This window comes from Streptomyces pyxinicus (assembly GCF_024753135.1).
GTDB classification, from domain to species: Bacteria; Actinomycetota; Actinomycetes; order Streptomycetales; family Streptomycetaceae; genus Streptomyces; species Streptomyces pyxinicus.
The window spans coordinates 530,269-553,102 of record NZ_JANUGP010000001.1; the positions used below are offsets into that span (position 1 = coordinate 530,269).

General features: G+C 73.5%; 19 protein-coding genes. 9 read left to right on the top strand and 10 right to left on the bottom strand.

The annotated features are described in order from the left end of the window. Positions 1-218 precede the first annotated feature (218 nt). Positions 219-341, top strand: a complete 123-nt coding sequence (locus tag NX794_RS02300) for a hypothetical protein (protein ID WP_258776323.1) — start codon at positions 219-221, stop codon at positions 339-341. 552 nt (positions 342-893) lie between these two features. Here NX794_RS02300 and NX794_RS02305 read toward each other — a convergent pair. Then, positions 894-2,018, bottom strand: coding sequence for an XdhC family protein (locus NX794_RS02305; protein WP_258776324.1), 1,125 nt, complete (start codon positions 2,016-2,018; stop codon positions 894-896). A 276-nt stretch (positions 2,019-2,294) separates the two neighbouring features. Here NX794_RS02305 and NX794_RS02310 point away from each other — a divergent pair, with 276 nt between their 5' ends. The 7 genes from NX794_RS02310 (at position 2,295) to NX794_RS02340 (ending at position 9,943) form a co-directional block, all read left to right on the top strand. Beyond that, entirely contained in the window at positions 2,295-3,200 is a 906-nt protein-coding gene (locus NX794_RS02310; RefSeq protein ID WP_258776326.1) for an FAD binding domain-containing protein, read from the top strand. A gap of 2 nt (positions 3,201-3,202) precedes the next feature. Next, positions 3,203-3,727 carry a (2Fe-2S)-binding protein gene (locus NX794_RS02315; RefSeq protein ID WP_258776327.1) on the top strand — a complete coding sequence of 175 codons (525 nt, stop codon included), beginning with the start codon at positions 3,203-3,205 and terminating at the stop codon, positions 3,725-3,727. Further along, positions 3,724-6,120, top strand: a complete 2,397-nt coding sequence (locus NX794_RS02320) for an aerobic carbon-monoxide dehydrogenase large subunit (protein ID WP_258776328.1) — start codon at positions 3,724-3,726, stop codon at positions 6,118-6,120. The genes NX794_RS02315 and NX794_RS02320 overlap by 4 nt, the downstream gene beginning before the upstream one ends. 63 nt (positions 6,121-6,183) lie before the next feature. Then, on the top strand, positions 6,184-7,065 hold the full coding sequence (locus NX794_RS02325; RefSeq protein WP_258776329.1) for an XdhC family protein: 882 nt from the start codon (positions 6,184-6,186) through the stop codon (positions 7,063-7,065). Positions 7,066-7,068: 3 nt separating this feature from the next. Beyond that, positions 7,069-7,962: an AAA family ATPase gene (locus tag NX794_RS02330; protein ID WP_258776331.1), complete on the top strand. Its 894-nt coding sequence runs from the start codon at positions 7,069-7,071 to the stop codon at positions 7,960-7,962. A gap of 3 nt (positions 7,963-7,965) precedes the next feature. Beyond that, positions 7,966-8,640: an SRPBCC family protein gene (locus NX794_RS02335; RefSeq protein ID WP_258776332.1), complete on the top strand. Its 675-nt coding sequence runs from the start codon at positions 7,966-7,968 to the stop codon at positions 8,638-8,640. 16 nt (positions 8,641-8,656) lie between these two features. Then, positions 8,657-9,943 carry a vWA domain-containing protein gene (locus tag NX794_RS02340; RefSeq protein WP_258776334.1) on the top strand — a complete coding sequence of 429 codons (1,287 nt, stop codon included), beginning with the start codon at positions 8,657-8,659 and terminating at the stop codon, positions 9,941-9,943. Here NX794_RS02340 and NX794_RS02345 read toward each other — a convergent pair. From NX794_RS02345 to NX794_RS02385, 9 genes are all read right to left on the bottom strand, one after another. Continuing rightward, positions 9,894-10,856 carry a LysR family transcriptional regulator gene (locus tag NX794_RS02345; protein ID WP_258776335.1) on the bottom strand — a complete coding sequence of 321 codons (963 nt, stop codon included), beginning with the start codon at positions 10,854-10,856 and terminating at the stop codon, positions 9,894-9,896. The two genes, NX794_RS02340 and NX794_RS02345, sit on opposite strands and share 50 nt — an antisense overlap. Positions 10,857-10,984: 128 nt before the next feature. Beyond that, positions 10,985-13,165, bottom strand: coding sequence for an SWIM zinc finger family protein (locus tag NX794_RS02350; RefSeq protein WP_258776337.1), 2,181 nt, complete (start codon positions 13,163-13,165; stop codon positions 10,985-10,987). Beyond that, positions 13,162-15,975, bottom strand: coding sequence for a DEAD/DEAH box helicase (locus tag NX794_RS02355; RefSeq protein ID WP_258776339.1), 2,814 nt, complete (start codon positions 15,973-15,975; stop codon positions 13,162-13,164). The genes NX794_RS02350 and NX794_RS02355 overlap by 4 nt, the downstream gene beginning before the upstream one ends. A gap of 91 nt (positions 15,976-16,066) precedes the next feature. Continuing rightward, positions 16,067-16,660, bottom strand: a complete 594-nt coding sequence (locus NX794_RS02360) for a sugar kinase (protein ID WP_258776340.1) — start codon at positions 16,658-16,660, stop codon at positions 16,067-16,069. Then, positions 16,657-17,802: an ROK family glucokinase gene (locus NX794_RS02365; protein WP_258776341.1), complete on the bottom strand. Its 1,146-nt coding sequence runs from the start codon at positions 17,800-17,802 to the stop codon at positions 16,657-16,659. Before NX794_RS02365 ends, NX794_RS02360 begins: the two co-directional genes overlap by 4 nt. A gap of 90 nt (positions 17,803-17,892) precedes the next feature. Further along, a complete protein-coding gene (locus NX794_RS02370; protein ID WP_258776342.1) occupies positions 17,893-18,684 on the bottom strand; it encodes an ATP-binding cassette domain-containing protein in 792 nt (263 codons plus the stop codon). Beyond that, entirely contained in the window at positions 18,681-19,739 is a 1,059-nt protein-coding gene (locus tag NX794_RS02375; RefSeq protein ID WP_258776343.1) for an ABC transporter permease, read from the bottom strand. The genes NX794_RS02370 and NX794_RS02375 overlap by 4 nt, the downstream gene beginning before the upstream one ends. Then, positions 19,736-20,740 carry a sugar ABC transporter substrate-binding protein gene (locus NX794_RS02380; RefSeq protein ID WP_258776344.1) on the bottom strand — a complete coding sequence of 335 codons (1,005 nt, stop codon included), beginning with the start codon at positions 20,738-20,740 and terminating at the stop codon, positions 19,736-19,738. Before NX794_RS02380 ends, NX794_RS02375 begins: the two co-directional genes overlap by 4 nt. 178 nt (positions 20,741-20,918) lie before the next feature. Next, complete coding sequence (locus NX794_RS02385; protein WP_428985832.1) at positions 20,919-21,677, bottom strand: GntR family transcriptional regulator; 759 nt, start codon at positions 21,675-21,677, stop codon at positions 20,919-20,921. A gap of 103 nt (positions 21,678-21,780) precedes the next feature. Here NX794_RS02385 and NX794_RS02390 point away from each other — a divergent pair, with 103 nt between their 5' ends. After that, a complete protein-coding gene (locus NX794_RS02390; RefSeq protein ID WP_258776345.1) occupies positions 21,781-22,797 on the top strand; it encodes a Gfo/Idh/MocA family protein in 1,017 nt (338 codons plus the stop codon). The last annotated feature ends 37 nt before the right edge of the window (positions 22,798-22,834 follow it).

Here is a 22,834-nt window from a genome sequence, read left to right on the forward strand (position 1 = left end):
TGAATTACAGTCAGGGCGGAACTTCAACGCTCAGTGAGCACCAACAGGCCGTTGACGGCCAGCGTGATGATGCCCCGCCGGATGGTTCCTGGTGGGGCATCTTTTTGTCTTGGCGGCAGCAGTTGACGGTAATATCAGCGGACGGGTGCTGCACAGAGTGGCGGGTCGCCGTCGGGCTCGGTGGCGACCGCGACGCCCATACGAGAGGAAGGCTGGCCGTGGCCCGCACCGAGTACTACGAGGAGCCGAACGCCGCCAAGCCGGAAAGCATGGCCATCGTCGCCTCCACCGTCGTCGCAGACGACGACCACGGCCGCATTCTGAGATTCTTCGGCAGATGACATCTTCGATACCCTATGAGGAACCATTCGATGACCGAAAATCGGAAGTTGTCAGATTTCCGGCAGTGGACCCTCGCCGTGCTGAGGCTGCTCGGCTCGGATCCCGGAAGGCAAGTGGAGTACTTGCGGACGTCAGGCGTGGGACCAGATGAAGTATTGCTTCAATTGGACGATGTGCTGCACGCGGCTCGCGCCAGACTAGCTGACGGTTCACTGAATAACGAGGACTACCTCCTGCTTCAGGCGGTTAATGAGAGTGTCGATTCCGTAAGTGCGAGGCCTGAGGCCATCTGGACCGAGGACGCCCTCGAAGGGGCCGCTGCATGGGAAGAGGTGCGAATGGCGTCGCGGGCGGCAAAGTCAAGTCTAGAGCGATCCTGGAGTCAGGAAGCAGGCGATCGGCACGGGAATGCAGAACAATGATTGGTGGCGAACAGAATTCGCTTTCGATTTTCTCAGTGTAGGACCTTCCTGGGCGCTCGCTGAAGTCAGCGTGAGAGCCCCGCGATGTGAAATCGGCGGGGCTCTCGTGCCGTTCGACAGTAGACCCCCTCACCGATGAATCGGCAACGCCGTCATCTCCGTCAACCGCCGCCCCGTCCCGCCCCACCGCAGCGCGATGATCTCCGCCATGATGGCGACCGCCGTCTCCTCGGGGGTGCGGGCGCCGAGGTCGAGGCCGATGGGGGAGGAGAGGCGGGAGAGTTCGGGGGCGGTGAGGCCGGCTTCGCGGAGGCGGCGCAGGCGGTCCTCGTGGGTGCGGCGGCTGCCCATCGCGCCGATGTAGCGGGCGGGGGTGCGCAGGGCCCGCTGGAGGAGGGGCACGTCGAACTTGGGGTCGTGGGTGAGGACGCAGATGACGGTGTTGGCGTCCACCTCGGTCCCTTCGAGGTAGCGGTGCGGCCAGTCCACGACCAGTTCGTCGGCGTCCGGGAAGCGGCGGCGGGTGGCGAAGACGGGGCGGGCGTCGCAGACGGTGACGTGGTAGCCGAGGAACTTGCCGGTCCGGGCGACCGCGGCGGCGAAGTCGATGGCCCCGAACACCAGCATCCGGGGCGGCGGCGCGAAGGACTCCACGAACACGGAGACGTCGTCGCGCCGCTCCTCCCCCGCCCGGCCGACCCGGACCACGTCGGTGCCGCCCTGCGCGAGCAGTCCCTGGGCGCGCTCGGTGACGGCCGTGTCCAGGCCGGCGTCGCCGAGTGTGCCCTCGGTGCCGGACGGGGTGACGATCAGCCGGCCGGAGGGCGCGGCCGTCGGCTCCGGTTCCGCGCCGCCGCCCTCGGCGGGCAGCAGTGAGGCCACGGCTACCGGGCGGCCCGCGCGGATCGCGTCCAGCACCCCCGCGAGCCCGGGGAAGCGGCCCGCGCCCGCCGGCCGTACCAGGATCTCGATGATGCCGCCGCAGGTCAGGCCCACCGCGAGGGCGTCGTCGTCGCTCACGCCGTAGGTGACGAGCGCGCTCTCGCCGCTCGCCAGGACCTCGCGGGCCAGCTCGTACACCGCGCCCTCGACGCAGCCGCCCGAGACGCTGCCGATCACCTCGCCGTCCTCGGCGACCGCGAGCGAGGAGCCGGGGCGGCGCGGGGCCGACTTCCAGGTCCGTACGACGGTCGCCACGGCGAAGCGCCGGCCCGCCGCCTCCCAGGAGGTGAGGCCCTCCACGATGTCCCGCATGCGTGTGCCTCCTTCGGCGGCGCCCAGTCCCCGGTCGGCCCGCCTTCCCCTGTACCCCGTCCGCCGCCCGGATCATGCGGATGGCCTCCGTCGCGTGTCAACGGCGGATTAAGGGTTCGCTTAGGTCTGGCCGCGACGCGCCGCGGGGTGACTTAAGCGATCGGTTAAGCAGGCGTTGACACCCCCGCTCGGGCGGAGGCCCACTGATCTCTGGACAACGGCGCCCGAGGCGTCCGGCCGCGCGCTCCGCGCGCCGGGCGGGACAGGGAGTGCGACATGCAGGTTCCCGCTCCGTTCGAATACCGGCGGGTGAGCACGGTGGACGAGGCGGTCGCGCTCCTGTACCGGCTCGGCGACACCGCCCGTCTGGTGGCCGGCGGGCACAGCCTTCTGCCGATGATGAAGCTGCGGCTGGCCAACTTCGAGTACCTGATCGACATCAACGAGCTGCACGACGAGCTGGGCTACGTCCGCGCCGAGCCCGGTCTGATCCGCATCGGCGCCATGACCCGGCACCGCGAGCTGCGGGAGTCCGCCGAGCTGGCCGCCGCCTTCCCGGTCTTCGGGGACGCCGAGCGCGTCATCGCCGACCCCCTCGTCCGCAACCGGGGCACCCTGGGCGGCTCCCTGTGCCAGGCAGACCCCTCCGAGGATCTGTCGGCGGTGTGCACCACACTGGACGCCTCCTGCGTGATCCACGGCATGGACGGCGAGCGGGTGGTGTCGATGGAGGACTTCCACCGGGGACCGTACGAGACGGCCGTCGGCGACGCGGAGATTCTCACCGAGGTCCGCTTCCCGGTCCGCCCGCGCGGGTCGAGCGCGTACGAGACGGTCGAGCGGCGCGCCGGGGACTGGGCGGTCGTCTCGGCGGGCGCGGCGGTCTGGCTGGACGAGGCCGGGCTGATCGCGGACGCCCGGGTCGGCCTCGCCGCCGTCGGCCCGCACACGGCCGGCATCCCCGGGATCGCGGAGGCGCTGCGCGGGCAGCGGCCCGCCGAGGAGCTGTGGGCACGGGCCGGGGACATCGCGGCCGAGGCGTGCGACCCGGTGACCGACCGGCGCGGCAGCGCCGCGTACAAGCGGCATCTGGCCCGCGAGCTGACCATGCGCGTCCTGCGCCGGTCCGTGGCCCGGATCGACGCGCACATCGGCGGACACATCGACGGACAGGAGGTGTGACCATGCAGGTCACCATGACCGTGAACGGCGAGGAGGTCACCCGGGACATCGAGGGCCGGCTGCTGCTGGTGCACTTCCTGCGCGACCACCTCCAGCTGACCGGCACGCACTGGGGCTGTGACACCAGCAACTGCGGTACCTGCGTGGTGTGGTTGGACGGCGAGCCCGTCAAGTCCTGTACGGTGCTGGCCGCGATGGCCGGCGGCCACGAGGTGCGCACCGTCGAGGGGCTGGAGCAGAACGGCGAACTGGACCCGGTGCAGCGCGGGTTCATCGAGTGCCACGGCTTGCAGTGCGGGTTCTGCACACCCGGCATGATGATGACCGCCCGCGCCCTGCTGGACGCGAACCCGGACCCCTCCGACGAGGAGATCCGGGAGGCGATCTCGGGCCAGATCTGCCGCTGCACCGGCTACGCGACCATCGTCCGCTCGATCCGCTGGGCCGCCGCCGAACAGGCCGGCACCCGCACCACGGCCGAGGAGCCCGGGCGGACCGTCGCGTCGACCTCGGGGAGTGCCTCATGACGACGTACGCGGCGGGCGGCCACCGCACCGCCTTCGTCGACAACGACACGAAGCCCAACGGCCACGGGCGGATGCTGCGCAAGGAGGACCCGCGCTTCGTCCGCGGCCGGGGCCGCTACGTGGACGACCTCCAGCTGCCGGGCATGCTGCACCTGGCGATCCTGCGCTCCCCGTTCGCGCACGCCCGCGTCGTCTCGGTGGACACCACCCTGGCCGAGGCCCACCCGAAGGTCCGCCTGGTGGTGACCGGCGCGATGCTCGCCGAGAAGGGCCTGGCCTGGATGCCGACCCTCTCCAACGACGTACAGGCGGTGCTCGCCACCGACAAGGTCCGCTTCCAGGGCCAGGAGGTGGCGTTCGTCGTCGCCGAGGACCGGTACGCGGCCCGGGACGCGCTGGAGCTGATCGACGTCGAGTACGAGCCGCTGGACCCGGTGATCGACGTACGCACCGCCCTCTCCCCCGACGCGCCGGTCATCCGCGACGACCTGGAGGGCAAGGCCGACAACCACGTCTTCGACTGGGAGACCGGCGACGCGGCGGCGACCGAGGCGGTGTTCGCGCGGGCCGACGTGGTGGTCTCGCAGGACATCGTCTATCCGCGGGTGCATCCGGCGCCGATGGAGACGTGCGGCGCGGTGGCCGACTTCGACGCGGTGGACGGCAAGCTCACCCTGTGGTCCACCACCCAGGCGCCGCACGCGCACCGCACGCTGTACGCGATCGTCGCCGGGCTGCCCGAGCACAAGATCCGGGTGGTCTCCCCGGACATCGGCGGCGGGTTCGGCAACAAGGTGCCGATCTACCCCGGTTACGTGTGCGCGATCGTCGGCTCGCTGCTCACCGGCAAGCCGGTGAAGTGGATGGAGGACCGCGCCGAGAACCTGATCAGCACCGGTTTCGCCCGCGACTACGTCATGCGCGGGGAGATCGCGGCGACCCGCGACGGGCGGATCCTCGCCGTCCGCACCCATGTCCTCGCCGACCACGGCGCGTTCAACGGCGTCGCGGCGCCCGTGAAGTACCCGGCCGGTTTCTTCGGCGTGTTCACCGGCAGCTACGACCTCGAAGCCGCCTACTGCGAGATGACGGCCGTCTACACCAACAAGGCGCCGGGCGGGGTGGCGTACGCCTGCTCCTTCCGCATCACCGAGGCGGTGTACCTGGTCGAGCGGATCGTGGACTGCCTGGCGCGGGAACTCGACATGGATCCGGTGGAGTTGCGGATGCGGAACTTCATCCGGCCCGAGCAGTTCCCGTACCGCACCAGGACCGGCTGGGTGTACGACTCCGGGAACTACGCGCCGACGATGGAGCTGGCCAAGGAGATCGCCGGGTACGACGCGTTGCGCGCCGAGCAGAAGGAGCGGCGGGCGCGCGGCGAGATCATGGGGGTGGGCGTGTCCTTCTTCACGGAGGCGGTCGGCGCCGGGCCCCGCAAGGACATGGACATCCTCGGTCTCGGCATGGCCGACGGCTGCGAACTGCGGGTGCATCCCACCGGCAAGGCGGTGGTGCGGCTGTCGGTGCAGACGCAGGGGCAGGGGCACGAGACGACGTTCGCGCAGATCGTCGCCGAGGAACTGGGCATCCCGCCGCAGGACATCGAGGTCGTGCACGGCGACACCGACCAGACGCCGTTCGGCCTCGGCACGTACGGCAGCCGCTCCACCCCCGTGTCGGGCGCGGCGGCGGCGCTGGTCGCGCGCAAGGTGCGGGACAAGGCGCGGCTGATCGCCTCCGGGATGCTGGAGGTGTCGGTCGCCGACCTGGAGTGGGAGAAGGGTGCCTTCCGGGTGGCGGGCGACCCGGACGCCTCGGTGACCATCCAGGACATCGCGATGAAGGCGCACGGCGCCGGCGACCTGCCCGAGGGCGTCGAGGGCGGCCTGGAGGCGCAGATCTGCTACAACCCGGAGAACCTGACCTATCCGCACGGCGCCTACATCTGCGTGGTCGACATCGACCCGGGGACCGCGAAGGTGACGGTACGGCGGTTCGTGGCCGTGGACGACTGCGGCACCCGGATCAACCCGATGATCATCGAGGGGCAGGTGCACGGCGGGCTGACCGACGGCGTCGGCATGGCGCTGATGGAGATGATCGCCTTCGACGAGGACGGCAACTGCCTGAGCGGCTCGCTGATGGACTACCTCATCCCGACCGCTCTCGAAGTGCCGGACTGGGAGACCGGGTTCACGGTCACGCCCTCGCCGCACCACCCGATCGGCGCCAAGGGCGTGGGCGAGTCGGCGACGGTCGGCTCCCCGCCGGCGATCGTCAACGCGGTGGTGGACGCGCTGTCCCCGTTCGGGATCCGGCACGCGGACATGCCGCTGACGCCCTCGCGGGTGTGGGAGGCGATGCGGGGCCGGCCGACCCCGCCGATCTGACCGGTGGCGGCAGCGGGGTGAACGCGTACGGGGGCCGAGGAGGTGGCAGGGGTGCCGAGGACGGTGAGCGCGCGAGCGCTCGAACTGGCCCAGCGGCGCGTGCCGTTCGTGCACGCCCGGGTGGTGCGCGCGCAGGCGCCGGCGTCCGCGCGGCCGGGTGACGAGGCAATCGTGTACGGCGACGGCACGATCGACGGGTTCGTCGGCGGTCTGTGCGCGGAGGGTTCGGTGCGTACGGCGGCGCTGGGCGCGCTGAACGGCGGCGGACCGCTCCTGCTGCGGGTGCTCCCGGCAGGCGAGGCGGTCTTCCCGGACACCCCGGGCGCCCGGGTGGTGGTCAACCCCTGCCTGTCCGGCGGGGCGTTGGAGATCTTCCTGGAACCGGTGCTGCCGCCGCCGCTCATCGAGGTCGTCGGCACCACTCCGATCGCGGAGGCGTTCGTCGCGCTCGCCGACGTGCTCGGCTACGCCACCACCCGCTCGCTCCCGGACGCGCCGCCCGCCGAACACACCGGCGCGGTGATCGTGGCCGGGCAGGGTCGCGGTGACGCGGAGGCGCTGCGGACCGCACTGGACGCGGGGGTCGGGCACATCGCCCTGGTGGCCAGCCGCCGCCGGGGCGCGGCCCTGCTCGACGAACTGGGCCTGACCGACGAGGAGCGGATCCGGGTGCACACCCCGGCCGGTCTCGACATCGGCGCCCGGACGGCACCGGAGGTCGCGCTGTCGATCCTGGCCGAGGTGGTCGAGGCGGTGCGCGCCCGGCCCGCCCCGATGCCGGAGAGGGCGCCCGTCCCGGAGCGGCCGCCGGAGCGGGTCGACCCGGTGTGCGGGATGACGGTCACCGTGACCGCCGGCACCCCGCATCTGGCCGCCGGGGACGAGGAGTTCTGGTTCTGCGGCACCGGCTGCCGGGACCGGTACGCGGCCGGACTGGTGGGCTAGGGCGTGGGCGCGCTGTTCGCGGACGCCGAGGACGTACGGCGACGGCTCGCCGGGGTCGGCCACCTGGTGGACGAGGGCACGGCCACCGCCCTGTACCTGGCCTCCGTCCTGGACCGGCCGCTGCTGCTGGAGGGCGAGCCCGGCGTCGGCAAGACCAGCGCGGCCAAGGCGCTGGCCGAGGCCCTGGACACGCCGCTGATCCGGTTGCAGTGCTACGAGGGCCTGACGGCCGGCGAGGCGCTGTACGAGTGGAACTACCAGCGCCAGCTGCTCGCCGTCCGGCTCACCGAGGCACGCGGGGAGCACCTGGCCGACGCCGACCTGTTCACCGAGGAGTTCCTGCTGGACCGGCCGCTGCTGCGGGCGGTCCGGTACGCGGGGCCGCAGCCGCCGGTGCTGCTGATCGACGAGATCGACCGGGCCGACGACGAGTTCGAGGCGCTGCTCTTCGAGTTCCTCGGCGAGTGGACGATCACCATCCCGGAGCTGGGCACCTTCGCCGCCGTACGGCCCCCGGTCGTGGTCCTCACCTCCAACCGCAGCCGCGAGCTGCACGACGCGCTGCGCCGCCGCTGCCTGTACCACTGGATCGACTTCCCCACCCCCGAACGCGCGGCGGAGATCCTGCGCCGTTCGGTGCCGGCCGCCGGCGAGCCGCTGATCGCGTCCGCCACGGAGTTCATCGGCCGGGTCCGCGCCCTGGACCTGGACAAGGCGCCCGGCATGGCGGAGGCCATCGACTGGGTCTCCGCGCTGGCCGCGCTGCGCGTCTCCCGGCTGACCCGCCCGGACCTCGTGCGCACCCTGAGCGCGGTCGCGAAGAGCCCCGACGACCGTACGGCCGTCACCGGGGCCCTCGGAGAACTCGGCTACCCCGAAGAAGCGAGGAGACCGTAAGCCATGAAGATCGACAACGAGTTCCGGGTCGACGTACCCGTCGAGCGCGCGTGGGAGGCGCTCACCGATCTGGAGGACCTCGCCCCGTGCATGCCGGGCGCGCAGCTCACCGGCGTCGAGGGGGACGTCTACCGGGGCAAGGTGCGCGTCAAGGTGGGGCCGGTGGTCAGCCAGTTCCAGGGCACGGCCCGGTTCGTGGAGCGGGACGCGGCGGACCACAGTGCCGTGATCAGCGCGGCCGGCAAGGACACCCGAGGCCAGGGCAACGCCTCGGCGACGGTCCGGGCCCGGCTGCGCCCCGACGGTGCGGGTACGGCCGTGAGCGTCAGCACCGACCTCAACATCAGCGGGAAGCTGGCCCAGTTCGGCAGCGGCATGATCAAGGAGATCTCGGAGAAGCTGTTCGCGCAGTTCGTGGCGAACGTGGAGGAGCAGTTGCTGCACGAGCCGGGGGCGGCCGAGGCTCCGGAGCCCGTGCCGGTCGCCGTACCGGAGCCCCCTCCGGCCGCCGCACCGGCCGTCCCGGCGCCGCCGCCCGTCCGCCAGGTGCCGCCCCCGCCGGACGACGAGCCGCTGGACCTCATGCGGTACGCCGGCACGTCGGTGTACAAGCGGCTGGTCCCGGTGGCCGCCGTCGCGGTCGTCGTCGGCGCGGTGATCTACTGGCGGCTGCGCTGATCCGGGAGCCGGTGCGATGACGTCGGCCGCCGGCCCCTTCCTGCCCGCCGTCGACCGGGCCGCGTTCGCCGTGGCGCTCGCCGACCGGCTGCGGCACGGGGGCGTGCCCGTGGGCATGACGGCCACGCGGGACTTCGTGTCCGCGCTGGCGGTGTCCCGGCCGGCCGGCCGGGCGGCGCTGTACTGGACGGCACGGGTCACCCTGGTCCGCGACCAGCCGTATCTGGCCCGTTTCGACGAGGTCTTCGACGCGGTGTTCGGCGACGCCGTGCTCGCCATGGACCCGCACGCCCGCCGCACCGGCCCCGGCGCGGCTCCCCCGGCCGAGGACGACACGCACGCCCCGCCACCGGCCGGCGCCTCCGGTGACCCGGTGCCGGACGCGGGGCTGCCCTGGGTGACCCGGCCGGCGGTCGTCGGAGCCGCCGAGCGCAGTGCGGAGCACGTCCTCACCGTGCCGCAGCGGCTGCCGACCGAGCTGGCCGGTGCCGTGGACACGCCGTTCGAGCGGCTCGGCGAACAGGAGGCCGCGTTGCTCGGCCGGTGGCTGGAGACCGGGCTGCGGCAGTGGCCGACGCGCCGTTCACGCACGTACGCGGTCCGTCCGGGCGGGCACCGGGTGGCCATCCGGCAGACGGTCGCGCGTTCCCGGCGCACCGGCTGGGAACCGGTACGGCTGGTGCGCACCGGCCCGCTGGACCGGCCGCGGCGGGTCGTGGTGCTGTGCGACGTGAGCCGGTCGATGCAGGCGCAGGCGGTGGCGTACCTGCATCTGATGCGGGCGCTGGCGCTGACCACGCACGCGGAGGTGTTCGCCTTCGCCACCTCGCTGACCCGGCTGACCCACGTGCTCGCGCACCGCTCGGCGGAGACCGCGTTCGAGGAGGCGTCGGAGCGGGTCGCGGACCGGTTCGGCGGCACCCGGATCGCGCACTGTCTGGAGACGCTGCTCGCCTCGCACCACGGGGGCGCGCTGCGCGGCGCGGTCGTGCTGATCGCCTCGGACGGCTGGGACGGCGACCCGCCCGAACGGCTGGCGGCGGCCATGGCCCGGCTGCGCCGCCGCGCGCACACCGTGGTCTGGCTCAACCCCCGCGCGGGCGCCCCGGGTTACTCCCCGCGCACCACGACCATGACCGCCGCACTCCCCCACGTCGACCTGCTGCTGCCCGCCGACACCTTCGCCTCGCTGCTGCGGGTGGCGCCCGAGGTGGCGCGCCTGAGCGGGCGGGGGCCGCGCGGCGGTACGGCCGTCAGCTCCAGAGCGTCACGTGGATGGCCGGGCGGAACCGGCCCGCCGTGACACCGGCGCCGCGCAGCATCGCCTGGATGGCGCGGGGCGTGGCGACGAAACGGCGCAGTTCCGCGGCGGCGGGCGGGGCCTCGCGGTCGCCGAGGGAGAGCAGGTTCCAGGAGCCGCGGGCGGGCAGATGGGGGCCGCTGAGCTGGCGCAGGTCCCCGTCGGCGAGGTCCTTGGTGATCGCGAACGCCACCGCGAGCGCGACACCCTGCCCGTGCTTGGCCTCGTCCACGGCGGCGGTGTGGCTCTGGAAGATCCGCTGGTGGTTCTCGGGCACGCCGAGCCGGCGCAGCACGGACGGCACGATGCCGACCCGGCCCACCGCGGACGGGCCCAGCAGCCAGGTCTGCTCCCGCAACTCGGCGAGGCCGGGGGCGCCGGACCGGTCGGCGAGCGGGTGGTCGGGGCCGACGACCGCGGTCACCTGGTAGTTCAGGAAGTGGGCGCAGGTCATCGAGTCGTCCACGGTGGCGGGCCGGGGCCCGAGGGCCACGTCGACGGCCCGCTCGGCCAGCAGCAACGGGAAGCGCTGCGGGTCGTGGACGCTCAGCTCGACGTCCAGGTCGTCGGCGCGGCCCGCGAACAGCTCGATGAGGCCCGGCGCGGCGTACTCGGCGAACAAGCTCGACGCGGCGACCCGCAGCAGCCGCCGCCCGGAGCCGGCCTGCCGCACCTCAAGCACGGTCTGGTCCTGGAGACCCAGCAGCTCGGCCGCCCGGCTGGCGAGCCGCAGGCCGCCCGGTGTGAACGCCAGCCCGTGGGCGGTGCGTGTGAACAGCTTGTCGCCCAGTTCCCTGCGCAGGTGGGCGATGTGCATCGAGACGGCCGCCTCGGACACGGCCAGATCGGCCGCCGCCGCCTTGACGGAACCGAGTCGGACGGTCGCCGAGAACGCCCGCAGCTGTGCCGGGGTCAACCGGAACCTCCTGTGCTCGGCACGGATGCCTCTTCACCTGTGACCTGTTCACCTGTGACCTGCGTCTCAAGCTAGCGCACGGACCGTCGCGCAGCCATGGCTCGCACGCGGGCGGCGGGGCGGTCCGCTCACGCCTCGTCGAAGGTGCCGAGGCCGGTCAGGGCGCCCACCGGGTCCAGGTCGGGGGTGCCCCTGGGCCACCAGTCGTCGGCGTCCGGCTCCGACTCGTAGGCGTACCACAGGCCGTCGCGGCCGAGGCGGAGCTGGATGTGGACGCGCGGGTGGGTGAGGCGGTTGCGCCAGGGGCGGAACGCCGGCAGGTCGGCGGCGAGCAGCAGCGGGCGGGCCCGGTCGAAGCGGCCGGCCGGCGGGTCCCACGGCTCCTCCAGCACGGCGAGGCCCTCCGCGCCGCCCTGCCGCCAGGCGGCGACCGCCCGCGCGAGGTCGGCGGGGCTCCGGCCGGTGGCGGTGGCGAGCGTGGCGTAGAGCGCGCGGGTGGCGGCGGTCAGGCCGGATCCGGGGCGGGCGGCGGCGAGGCGGACCGCGTCCTGCCACAGGGTCAGGCCGCCGACCGGGTCGCGTCCGGTGGTGAGCAGCGCGTGGGCGCGGGCGGCGGCGTCGGTGGCCAGCTGGTCCAGCGCGAAGGGGTCGGGCCCGCCGGGGGCCGCCGGGTACGCCGGGGGCTGCTCGGGGTGCGGCGGTACGGGCAACGGGGGCGGCAGCGGCGGGAGTCGCCGCTCGGCGAGGGCCTCCGTGGCCCGGACGCCGGGGAGCGCCCCGGGTCCCCGTTCCTGAGCGGCGCGGGCCGCGCGGGCGGCGCTACGGCGGGACAGCGCGTCCAGCAGGTCCTTCTCGCCCCGGCCGCGCAGCAGGAGCAGCACGAGCGGGTCGGCGTCGAGGAGGCGTGCCGTCCGGTAGCAGAGGGCGGCGGCGTGCTTGCAGGGATGCCCGGAGTCGGGGCAGCTGCACCGGGGGGCGAGGTCGTCGGGGCCGGGCAGCAGCGGGACACCCCGGTCGGCCAGGGACTGGGGCAACTCCTTGTCGAGCAGCGCGGCGATGTCGGCGGGCCGGTCGGCGGCGGTGTCCAGGAACCGGGCCCACTGCTCGTCGTCCAGCGTGCGCACCCGCAGCTGCACGCGGTACGGGCGCGGGCGGCTCCCCCGCACGTACGCCAGTACCAGGCCCGGCGTCACGGTGATGGCGTCCACGTGCCCCTGCTCGGCGTACGCCCGCCCCCGCACCAGCCGCTTGGCGTCGAGCGCCCCCTGTTCCAGCGCCTCGACCCAGGCGTTGCCCCACCAGCTCCCGGCGAACGCCGCGCCATCCGACTCACCCTGCCGGGGCGCGAACGCCGGGAAGGTACGGCGGAGTTCGCTGTCGCGGTGGGGGGCGGCCATGGTGGCGGGCGCGGGGTGAGGGGGCTGGCCGGGCGCCGTGTGCGGGGTGTCGGCGCCGGCGGCCGGTGCCGGGGTGTTCGGTGCCGGGTCCTCGGGAACGGGGCCCGGTTCCCACTGCTCGTCCGGGGTCTCCGTCCAGGTGGGCATGCGGAAGGCGGACGCCAGGTAGTGCCGCATGTCCTGGACGGCCTGGGGGCGGGGGCTATGAGGGTCCTCGCCGGGCTCGGAGGCTGCCGGCTGACCGGGAGTCCGGCGCCGGGGCCGGGGGTCCGCCGCCTCGGGACGCAGCGCCTCGCGCCGGGCTTCCCGGAGTGCCTCGCGAGCGGCATCACCGGGGCGGTGCCCGTCCGGGGCGGTACCGGGTACGGCCTTCCGTGCGGGCCGCGTCTCGGACACCGGGGCGGGGGCGGGGACCGGGACGGCGGGGTCGCGAGTCGGTACGGCGGGGTCGCCAGTCGGTACGACCGGACAGGACGTCGGTACGGCACTCTCGGCGGGCCGGGGCGCCACGCCGGCCGGCGGCTCCTCGCCACCACCCCGGCGGGTCGCCCTCGCCTCCCGAAGCGCCGCCCGCGCCACGTCGCCGGGCCTCGGCCAGGCGCTGCCGGGACCCTCACCGGACCCGGAATCGTCACCGTCACCGTCACCGTCACCGGCGTCGGATTCCCTGGCTTCCTCGGCTTCCCCGGCGTCCTCGGCATCTGAAGCCCCGCCGCCCGTGCGCGGCGCCCCTCGCCCCTCCGCGGTGCCCTCCTCGGGACGCACCGCGGGCTCGCCCTCCGCCGCGCCGGAGTCCAGAGGCTCGGAACCGGTGGTCCCGTGATCCTCCTCGCCGCGGTCGGCCAGACGCTCCCGGGCCTCCCGCAGTGCTTTGCGGGCGGCGTCGGCCGGGTGGTGGTCGGGGGGCGTCATGAGGTTCTCCGGAGCGAGACCAGGTCGGACAGTTCGCGGTCCGTGAGTTCGGTGAGGGCGGACTCGCCGGAGCCGAGGACGGCGTCGGCGAGGGCGCGCTTGGCGGTGAGCATCTCGGCGATGCGGTCCTCCACCGTGCCCTCGGTGACGAGGCGGTGGACCTGGACGGGCTGGGTCTGGCCGATGCGGTAGGCGCGGTCGGTGGCCTGTTCCTCGACGGCCGGGTTCCACCAGCGGTCGAAGTGCACGACGTGCCCGGCGCGGGTGAGGTTCAGGCCGGTGCCGGCGGCCTTCAGGGAAAGGACGAGGACCGGGGTCTCGCCGGACTGGAAGCGGTCCACCATGCGCTCCCGCTCCGGGACCGGGGTGCCGCCGTGCAGGAGATCCACGGGGACGGCGCGGGCGGACAGGTGGGCGGTGATCAGGCGGGCCATGCCGACGTACTGGGTGAAGACGAGCGCCGAGCCGTCCTCGGCGAGCAGGGTGTCCAGCAGTTCGTCGAGCAGCGCGAGCTTTCCGGAGCGGTGCACAGCGCCGGCCGCGCGGGTCTCCTCCTTGAGGTACAGCGCGGGGTGGTCGCAGATCTGCTTGAGGGCGCCCAGCAGTTTCAGGACCAGCCCCCTGCGGGCGATGCCCTGCGCCGTCTCGATGGCCAGCATGGATTCGCGCACCACCGCCTCGTACAGCGCGGCCTGTTCGCGGGTGAGGGGCACCGGGTGGTCGGTCTCGGTCTTGGGCGGCAGTTCGGGGACGATGCCGGGGTCGGACTTCTTGCGGCGCAGCAGGAACGGCCGTACCAGCCGGGCCAGGCGGTCCACGGCCTCGGCGTCCTCGCCGTTCTCCACCGCGCGGGCGTGCCGGGCGCGGAAGGACTTGAGGGGGCCGAGGAGGCCGGGGGTGGTCCAGTCGAGCAGGGCCCACAGCTCGGAGAGGTTGTTCTCGACCGGGGTGCCGGTGAGGGCCACGCGCGTGGGGGCGGGGATGGTGCGCAGGGCCTTGGCGGTGGCGGAGTAGGGGTTCTTCACGTGCTGGGCCTCGTCGGCGACGACCATGCCCCAGCGCTCGCCGGCGAGGTGGGCGGCGGCGGAGCGCATGGTGCCGTAGGTGGTGAGGACGAAGCCGCCGGTCAGGTGGTCGAGCGTACGGTCGGGGCCGTGGAAGCGGCGGACCGGGACGCCGGGTGCGAACCGGGTGATCTCCCGCTGCCAGTTGCCGAGCAGGGAGGCGGGGCAGACGACGAGGGTGGGCTCGGGGTGGGCCCGCTTCAGGTGCAGGGCGATCAGGGTGACGGTCTTGCCGAGGCCCATGTCGTCGGCGAGGCAGCCGCCGAGCCCGAGGGAGGTCATCAGGTCGAGCCAGGCCAGGCCGCGCAGTTGGTAGTCGCGGAGGGTGGCGTCGAGGCCGGTGGGCGGGTCGGCGGGGCGCAGGCCGGCCGTGAGGCGGTCCCGGAGGGTGGCGAGGGCGCCGACGGGGACGGCCGGGACGGTCTCGCCGTCGACCTCGGCGGTGCCGGTGAGCGCCACGGACAGGGCGTCGACCGGGTCGAGCAGGCCGAGTTCGCGTTTGCGGGCCTTGCGGACGAGGGCCGGGTCGACCAGCACCCAGCGGTCCCGGAGCCGTACGACGGGCCGGTGGGCCTCGGCGAGGGTGTCCATCTCGGCCTCGCTGAGCGGATCGCCGCCGAGCGCGAGCTGCCAGCGGAACTGGAGCAGGTCCTCGCTCTCGAAGAAGCCGGTGCCGTCGGTGGCGGAGCCGGGTGCCGGGCGGAGCACGGCGGTGGCGGCGAGGTCGCGGGCGAGGTCGCGGGGCCAGTGCACGGCGACCCCGGCGGCGGCGAGCCGGCTCGCGGCGACGCCGAGCAGTTCGGTGACCTCCGGTTCGGACAGGGCGAGGACGTCGGGCACGTCCTGTTCGGCGAGCCGGTCCAGGGGCGGCCACACGCGGGCCGCGCGCCGGACGGCGAGGGCGGCGTCGACCCGCGCGCGGGGCCCGAACGCCGGGTCGGCCGCGCCCGCCCACAGGGCCGCCGCGTCGGCCACCAGGGTGGGATCGGCGAGGCTGTGGACCTGCACGATCGCGGCGCCCGCGGCCCGGGCGCCGGCGCTCTCCCCGGCGTCGAAGACGTCGTACGCGGACAGGTCGAGGCGCAGCGAGACGCGCACGCCCGCGTCCATCCCGGCGGCGACCTCGGCGGCCCACTCGTGGGCGGCGGGCAGCGCCTGGGGCTCGCGGGCGGCGAAGGGCCGGCCGCAGGTGTGGGCGGCGGCCGGGGTGCGGGGCAGGGTGTCGGCGACCGCGTCGAGGAAGGAGCGGACCAGCGCCTCCGGCTCGGGCAGGCGCAGCGGGCCGGGGTCCGGGAGCGGTACGGCGTGGCCCTCCGGGGGCAGGGCGGCGGCGATCGCGCGCAGGTGGGCGATGTCGGCGGGTTCCAGCGGGCCGGCCCGCCAGGCGTCGTACCCGCTCGGGGTCAGTCCGGGCAGCAGGCGGCCCCGGGCGGTCAGGCGCAGGGCGTGCAGGGCGGCGGCGCCCCAGCAGGCGGTGGCGGGGTGGGCGGCCGGGTCGCGGCGGGCCCGGACGAGCAGGGGCAGGGCGTCGGCGAGCGGCAGGGTCAGCGCGGGGACCTGCCGGCGGCGGGCCCCGGCACCGTGCCGTCGTACGACCGTCAGCTCGGCCGGGTCGCCGCCCGTGGTGGGCAGGGGCGCGCCCTCGGGGTCCCAGAAGGCGACGCGGCCCTCGCGCGGAAGGGGCGCGGGCAGATAGACGCACGCCAGGCGCGCCGGGACCTCGCCCGTGTCCGGGGAACCGCTCATACGTTCTGCCACCTCCCGCCCGTGTGCCGGATCAGATGTCTTCGACTCTACGGGCGGGGTCTGACAATCGGCTCCGGAGACCTGGTGGAGGCTACGGCACCGTGCGGGAGACGACGTACACCATCGGGAACTCCGGGTCGGACGTGTTCACCACCACGTCCTGGGTGGGTGCCGGGTTCTTCTGCGTGTGCGTGAGACCCGACCAGGGGCCGGGGCCGGTGAACTCCCAGCCGGAGACCTCCCGGTCGCGCTCCCCGATGGTGATGCGGCCCTTCTTGAGCTGGTCGCGGCGGGCGCCGATGGCGCCGAGGAAGCTGTCCAGACCGGCGTCGTTGGTGCGGAACTGCACGTAGAGGCGGCTGGTCTTCCAGTTGTTCGTCTCGTAGTAGGCGATCCGGTCGGCGGGGTGCGGGACGCTCACCTGGTAGAGGCGGCGCTGCACCTTCGAGGGCCAGCCGGGGGTGAGACCGGTCGCGGAGTACTTGGACTCCTTGTCCTTGCCGCTGTTGCGGCTCTGGTTCGCGGAGATCACCAGATAGCCGGCCGGTACGCCGATGAGCAGGCCGATGATCAGCAGGGTGAGGGCGCGGCGCCTGGCCTTGTGGCGCGGGTTCTCCGCGGGCCGGCGCGGTTCGTCCGGGGGGCCGCCCTGGTGGGGCAGGGACGGGGTGGCCGAGGGGGTCATGCGGTGTCCTGGTCGCGGCGGGCCTGGGCGTACCGCTCGTAGCGCTCGTGCCGTTCCACGCGGCGCCGCTTGGCGCGGCGGAACCGGCGGGCGACCAGGCGGGCCAGGTCGGCGGCGCCCACCATGCCGGCCTCGGGGCCGAGCTGGGCGCGGGTGATGCGGGCCTCGGGGCGGTAGCCGCGGCCGGTGAGGTGGCGTTTGAAGGCGTCCCGGGCGGGTCCGATGAGCAGGTCGTCGGCGGCCGAGACGCCCCCGCCGATGACGAAGCAGGACGGGTCGAGGGCGGCGGCGAGGTTGGCGATGCCGACGCCGAGCCACTGGCCGATGTCCTGGAGCAGTTCCACGCACATCGCGTCGCCCTCGCGGGCCAGCTCGGTGATCAGCGGCCCGGTGATGTCGCCGACGCTGCCCTTGACGCGTTCGATGATGCCGTAGGCCACCGGGGAGTCGGCGGCGGCCAGCTCGCGGGCCTCGCGGACCAGGGCGTTGCCGGAGCTGTACTGCTCCCAGCAGCCCCGGTTGCCGCACGGGCAGCGGTGTCCGCCGGGCACGACCTGCATATGGCCGAACTCGCCGGCGACGCCGAACTTGCCGCGCTTGACCTGGCCGTCCTCCAGGATGGCGCCGCCGATGCCGGTACCGAGGGTGATCATGACCAGGTGGTCCTCGCCCCGGCCGGCGCCGAAGCGCCACTCGGCCCAGGCGGCGGTGTTGGCGTCGTTGTCCACCAGGACCGGCACCGAGAGCCGGCCGCTGAGGCGGTCGCGCAGGGGTTCGTTGCGCCAGGACAGGTGCGGGGCGAACAGGACGCGGTTGCGGTCGGCGTCGACCCAGCCGGCCGCGCCGATGCCGACGGCGTGCACGTCGTGCCGGTCGGAGAGGTCCAGGACCAGCTCGGCGATGGTGTCCTCGACGACCTTGGGGCTCTTGGACTTGTCCGGGGTCTCGGTGCGGAGCTTCTCCAGGATGTTGCCGTCCGCGTCCACGACGCCCGCCATGACCTTGGTGCCGCCGATGTCGATGCCGACCGTGGGCACCCGGGGTGCGGTCAGGTGGGATCGGCGTTCCCTTGTCCCGACCGTACGGAGCACGGGGGCCCGGCGGGAGCCGATGGGGGCGGTGAGGTCGCGGTAGGTGCTCATCGTTGGTCGATTGTGCCTCACCGCCGGTGGGGGTGCCGTACGGGCCGGGGGCGCGGGGCCCCGCTCACGGTGCCCCTCGCCCCCGGTCTCCTAGCCGCGGCGCAGCTCGTGGCGCAGGGCGTCCAGGTCGGAGCCGCCCGCCATCTGCCGGGTCAGCTCGTCGAGGGTGATCTCGTCGCGGGCGTGACGGCCCACCATGGTGCCCCGGCGCAGCAGGACGAAACGGTCCCCGACCAGGTAGGCGTGGTGCGGGTTGTGCGTGATCAGGACGACACCGAGGCCCTCGTCACGGGCCGCGGCGACGTACTTGAGGACCACGCCGGACTGCTTGACGCCGAGGGCGGCCGTCGGCTCGTCCAGGACGAGGACCTTGGCGCCGAAGTGCACGGCGCGGGCGATGGCCACGCACTGGCGTTCGCCGCCCGAGAGGGTGCCGATGGGCTGGTCGACGTCGCGCAGGTCGATGCCCATGCGCAGCAGCGCCTCGCGGGTGGTGCGGCGCATGAGGTCGGTGTCGAGGCGTTTGAAGGGGCCGGCGCCCTTGCGGGGCTCGGAGCCGAGGAAGAAGTTGCGCCAGACCGGCATGAGCGGGACGACGGCCAGGTCCTGGTAGACGGTGGCGATACCGCGGTCCAAGGCCTCGCGCGGGGAGCCGAGGCGGGTCTCCGCGCCCTCGACGCGCAGGGTGCCGGCGTCGTGCTGGTGCAGACCCGCGATGATCTTGATCAGGGTGGACTTGCCCGCGCCGTTGTCGCCGAGGACGCAGGTGATGTCCCCGGCGCGCACCTCCAGGGAGACGCCCTCCAGGGCGCGGACGTTGCCGTAGCGCTTGCCGACGCCGGTCAGCTCGACCAGGGGCGCGGGGGTCTCGGTCTCGGTCATGGGGTGGCCTCCGCGCGCTTGCGGACCCAGGCGTTGAGCAGGGTCGCGAGGAGCAGCATCGCTCCGAGGAAGAACTTGAACCAGTCGGGGTTCCACTCGGCGAAGACGATGCCCTTGCTCGTCATGCCGAACAGCAGGGCGCCGACCGCCGAGCCGACGGCGCTGCCGTAGCCGCCGGTGATGAGGCAGCCGCCGATGACGGCCGCGATGATGTAGATCAGCTCGTTGCCGACGCCCTCGCCGGACTGGACGGCGTCGAAAGAGAACAGCAGGTGCTGGCCGGAGATCCAGGCGCCGAACGCGACGCCCATATAGAGGCCGATCTTGGTCCGGGCGACCGGGACGCCGACCGCGCGGGCCGCGTCCTGGTTGCCGCCGACGGCGAAGATCCAGTTGCCGGCGCGGGTGCGCAGCAGGATCCAGGAGGCGAGGGCGACCAGGCCGAGCCACCACAGGATGGTGACCTTGAAGTCGACGCCGCCGACGGTGAGGGTGGAGGCGAAGACGGCGTGGGCGCTCGGGAAGCCCTCCATGTCGGCGATGGTCTTGGTGGAGACGGTGCCGTCGATCAGCTTGGTGAAGCCGAGGTTCATGCCGGTCAGCATCAGGAAGGTGCCCAGCGTGATGATGAAGCTGGGCAGCTTGGTGCGGGTCAGCATGAAGCCGTTGAAGGCGCCGATGGCGAGCGTGACCAGCAGGGACACGCCCACGCCGACCCAGGTGTTCGCGGTCATCTGGTAGCTGAACATCGAGGAGATCAGCGCCGAGGACGTCACCATGACGCCCGCCGACAGGTCGAACTCACCGCCGATCATCAGCAGGGCGACCGGTACGGCCATGATCCCGATGGTGGAGGAGGCGTACAGGACCGTGCTGAGGCTGGCGGCGCGCAGGAAACCGTCGGCGGCGAAGGCGAAGAAGACGAGGACCGCGAGGGCGCCGACGACCGAGCCGAGTTCGGGCCGGGCGAGCAGCTTTCTCAGCGGCGAGCCCCGCAGAATCCTTTCATCCACGTGGTCCGAGGGGGTGCGCGCCTCGTCCGTGGCCGCGCTCATCGGGTGCCCCGCTCGGTGTACCCGGCCAGCGCGGACGCCTGGTCCTTGGTGATGATCTGCGGGCCGGTCAGCACCGGCCGGCCGCCGCCGAGGACGTCGCCGTTGTACTTGTACAGCCACAGCAGGTCGACCGCCTGGTAGCCCTGGAGGTACGGCTGCTGGTCCACGGCGAAGCCGAGGGTGCCGTCCTTCAGCTCGGCGGCCACCTTGGCGTTGAGGTCGAAGGTGTCGATCTCGGCCTTGCTGCCCGCGTCGTCCCTGGCCTTGATGGCGGTGTCGGCGTAGGGGGCGCCGAGGGTGACGACCGAGTCGACGGACTTGTCGGCCTGGAGCTTGGCCTCGATCGCGGACTGCACGTCCGGCATGTTGGTGCCGTTGACGTAGAGCTTGCGCAGGCTCCCGTGGAAGGACTTGGCGACGCCGTCGCAGCGCTGCTCATGGCCGACGTTGCCCTGCTCGTGCAGGACGCACAGGGCCTTCTTCTTGCCGCGCTTGTTCAGCTCCTCGCCCACGGCCTGGCCGGCGATGGTCTCGTCCTGGCCGATGTGGGTGAGGGCACCGAAGGCCTTGGACTCCGCGGAGCCGGAGTTGACGGTGATCACCGGGATGCCGGCCTTCTCGGCGCGGGCCACGGCGGCCTTCATGGCGTCCGGCTTGGCGAGCGTGACGATGATGCCGTCGACCTTCTTGTCCACGGCCGCGTCGACGAGCTGCGCCTGCTGCTGGGCCTCGTCGTCGTGCGAGTACAGGAAGTTGATGTTGTCCTTGACGGCGGCCTGCTTGGCGCCGCTCTGCACGATGTCCCAGAAGGTGTCGCCGTCTCCCGAGTGCGTGATCATCGCGATGGTCCAGCGGGGCGTGTTCACCGCCGACCTGCCCTGGGCCGCGGCGGCGTCACGGGCGTCCTCGGCCCGCTTGCCGCCGGTGCTGCTGCAGGCCGCCAGGGACACGGAGAGTGTCCCTGCCAGCGCTATGCCTACCCAGGTCCGAAACCGTGCCACGAGGCCGTGCCCTTCTTGCCGTGTTCGCTGCGTACGAGAGGGGCCCCGGCGTGCTGCTCGGCGGCCCCAAATACTCCAGTATCGAACACGCGCGACGCTCGTGACGCGGCCGGGCCCGCCTCGCCGCCGGATTGTCCGGACATCGCGACGAAGTACGGGGGTGAGCGAGGCCCGGCGGTCAGGGCCGCACGAGGAGCTGGAACTCGAAGGAGTAGCGGGTCGGGCGGTAGGTGTGGTCGCCGTATTCGACCGCGCGGCCGGTGTCGTCGAAGGTGGTGCGCTGCATGGTCAGCAGCGGGGCGCCGGCCGGCTCGGCGAGCCGCTCGGCCTCGGCGGGTGTGGCGCCCCGGGCGCCGATGGACTGGCGGGCGCTGTGCAGGGTGATCCCGGCGGAGCGCATCAGCCGGTACAGGCCGGTGGCCTCCAGCTGGTCGGTGTCGAGGTCGAGCAGGCCGGGCGGCAGATGGTTGGTCAGGTACGCCATCGGCTCGCCGTGCGCGAGGCGCAGCCGCTCCACCCGGTGCACGTCGCCGCCCTCGGTGACCCCGAGCGCGGCGGCGACCTCGGCGGAGGCCGGCACCACGGTGTTGACCAGGACCTTGGTGGCGGGACGCTGGCCGGCCGCCTCCAGATCGTCGTAGAGGCTGCTCAGCTCCAGGGGCCGCTTGACGCGGCTGTGCACGACCTGGGTGCCGACACCCCGGCGGCGGACCAGGAGACCCTTGTCGACCAGCGACTGGATGGCCTGGCGGACGGTCGGCCGGGACAGGCCGAGCCGCGCGGCCAGCTCGATCTCGTTGCCGAGCAGGCTGCCCGGGGTGAGCCCGCCGTGCTCGATGGCCGCCTCCAGCTGCTGAGAGAGCTGGAAGTACAGCGGCACGGGCGAGCCGCGGTCCACGTGGAGGTCGAGCGGCGCGGTCACATCAGGTTTCGGCACGCGCCCGAGCGTAGTCCCGTGATCGGTTGACGGGAAGTCGTGTAGTCCGATTGTCCGGACATACGCATTGACAGGGCGCGGGATCGCCCCTCACTTTGTTTCCATGCGCATCGGGGTCATCGGTACGGGCCGGATCGGCGCCCTTCACGCGCGGACGCTCAGCCGTCACCGCGAGGTCGGGTCCCTGATCCTCACGGACGCGGACCCGGCGCGGGCGCGGGAACTGGCGCACCGGCTGGGCGAGACGGCGGCGCCCGGCGTCGACGAGGTCTTCCGGTGGGGCGTGGACGCGGTCGTGATCACCGCGGCGACGGCGGCCCACGCGGAGCTGATCGGGCGGGCGGCCCGCTCGGGTCTGCCGGTGTTCTGCGAGAAGCCGATCGCCCTGGACCTGCCGGCCACGCTGACCGCGCTGGCCGAGGTCGAGACCGCCGGGACCGTCCTCCAGCTCGGCTTCCAGCGGCGCTTCGACGCGGGCTACGCCGGTGCCCGGGAGGCGGTCCGCTCGGGACGGCTCGGCCGGCTGCACACCGTACGGGCCATGACCTGCGACCAGTCCCCTCCCCCGGCCGCGTGGCTGCCGCTGTCCGGCGGGCTGTTCCGGGACACGCTGATCCACGACTTCGACGTGCTGCGCTGGGTGACCGGCCGCGAGGTGACCGACGTGTACGCCACCGGCTCCGACGCCGGGCCGCCCCTGTTCGCGGCGGCCGGTGACGTCGGCACCGGCGCGGCACTGCTCACCCTGGACGACGGCACGCTCGCCGTCGCGACGGCGACCCGGCTGAACGGCGCCGGGTACGACGTGCGCATGGAGCTGGCCGGCGAGCGGGACACGGTGGTGGTGGGCCTGGACGACCGTACGCCGGTCGCGTCCACCGAGCCGACCGGGCCACCGCCCGCCGACAAGCCCTGGCCGGGCTTCGTGGAACGGTTCGGGCCCGCCTACGAGGCCGAGCTGGCCGCCTTCGTCGGGGTGGTCCGCGGCGAGCGGGCCAACCCGTGCGACGGCCACGAGGCGCTCCAGTCCCTGCGCATCGCCGAGGCCTGCGAGATCTCCCGACGGGAGCGGCGCCCGGTGCCGCTGGCGGAAATCCCGGACGGGGCGCGGCCGTCGTAGGGCCGCCGTACGACGTGACGCGGCGCGCCCGGCCGTC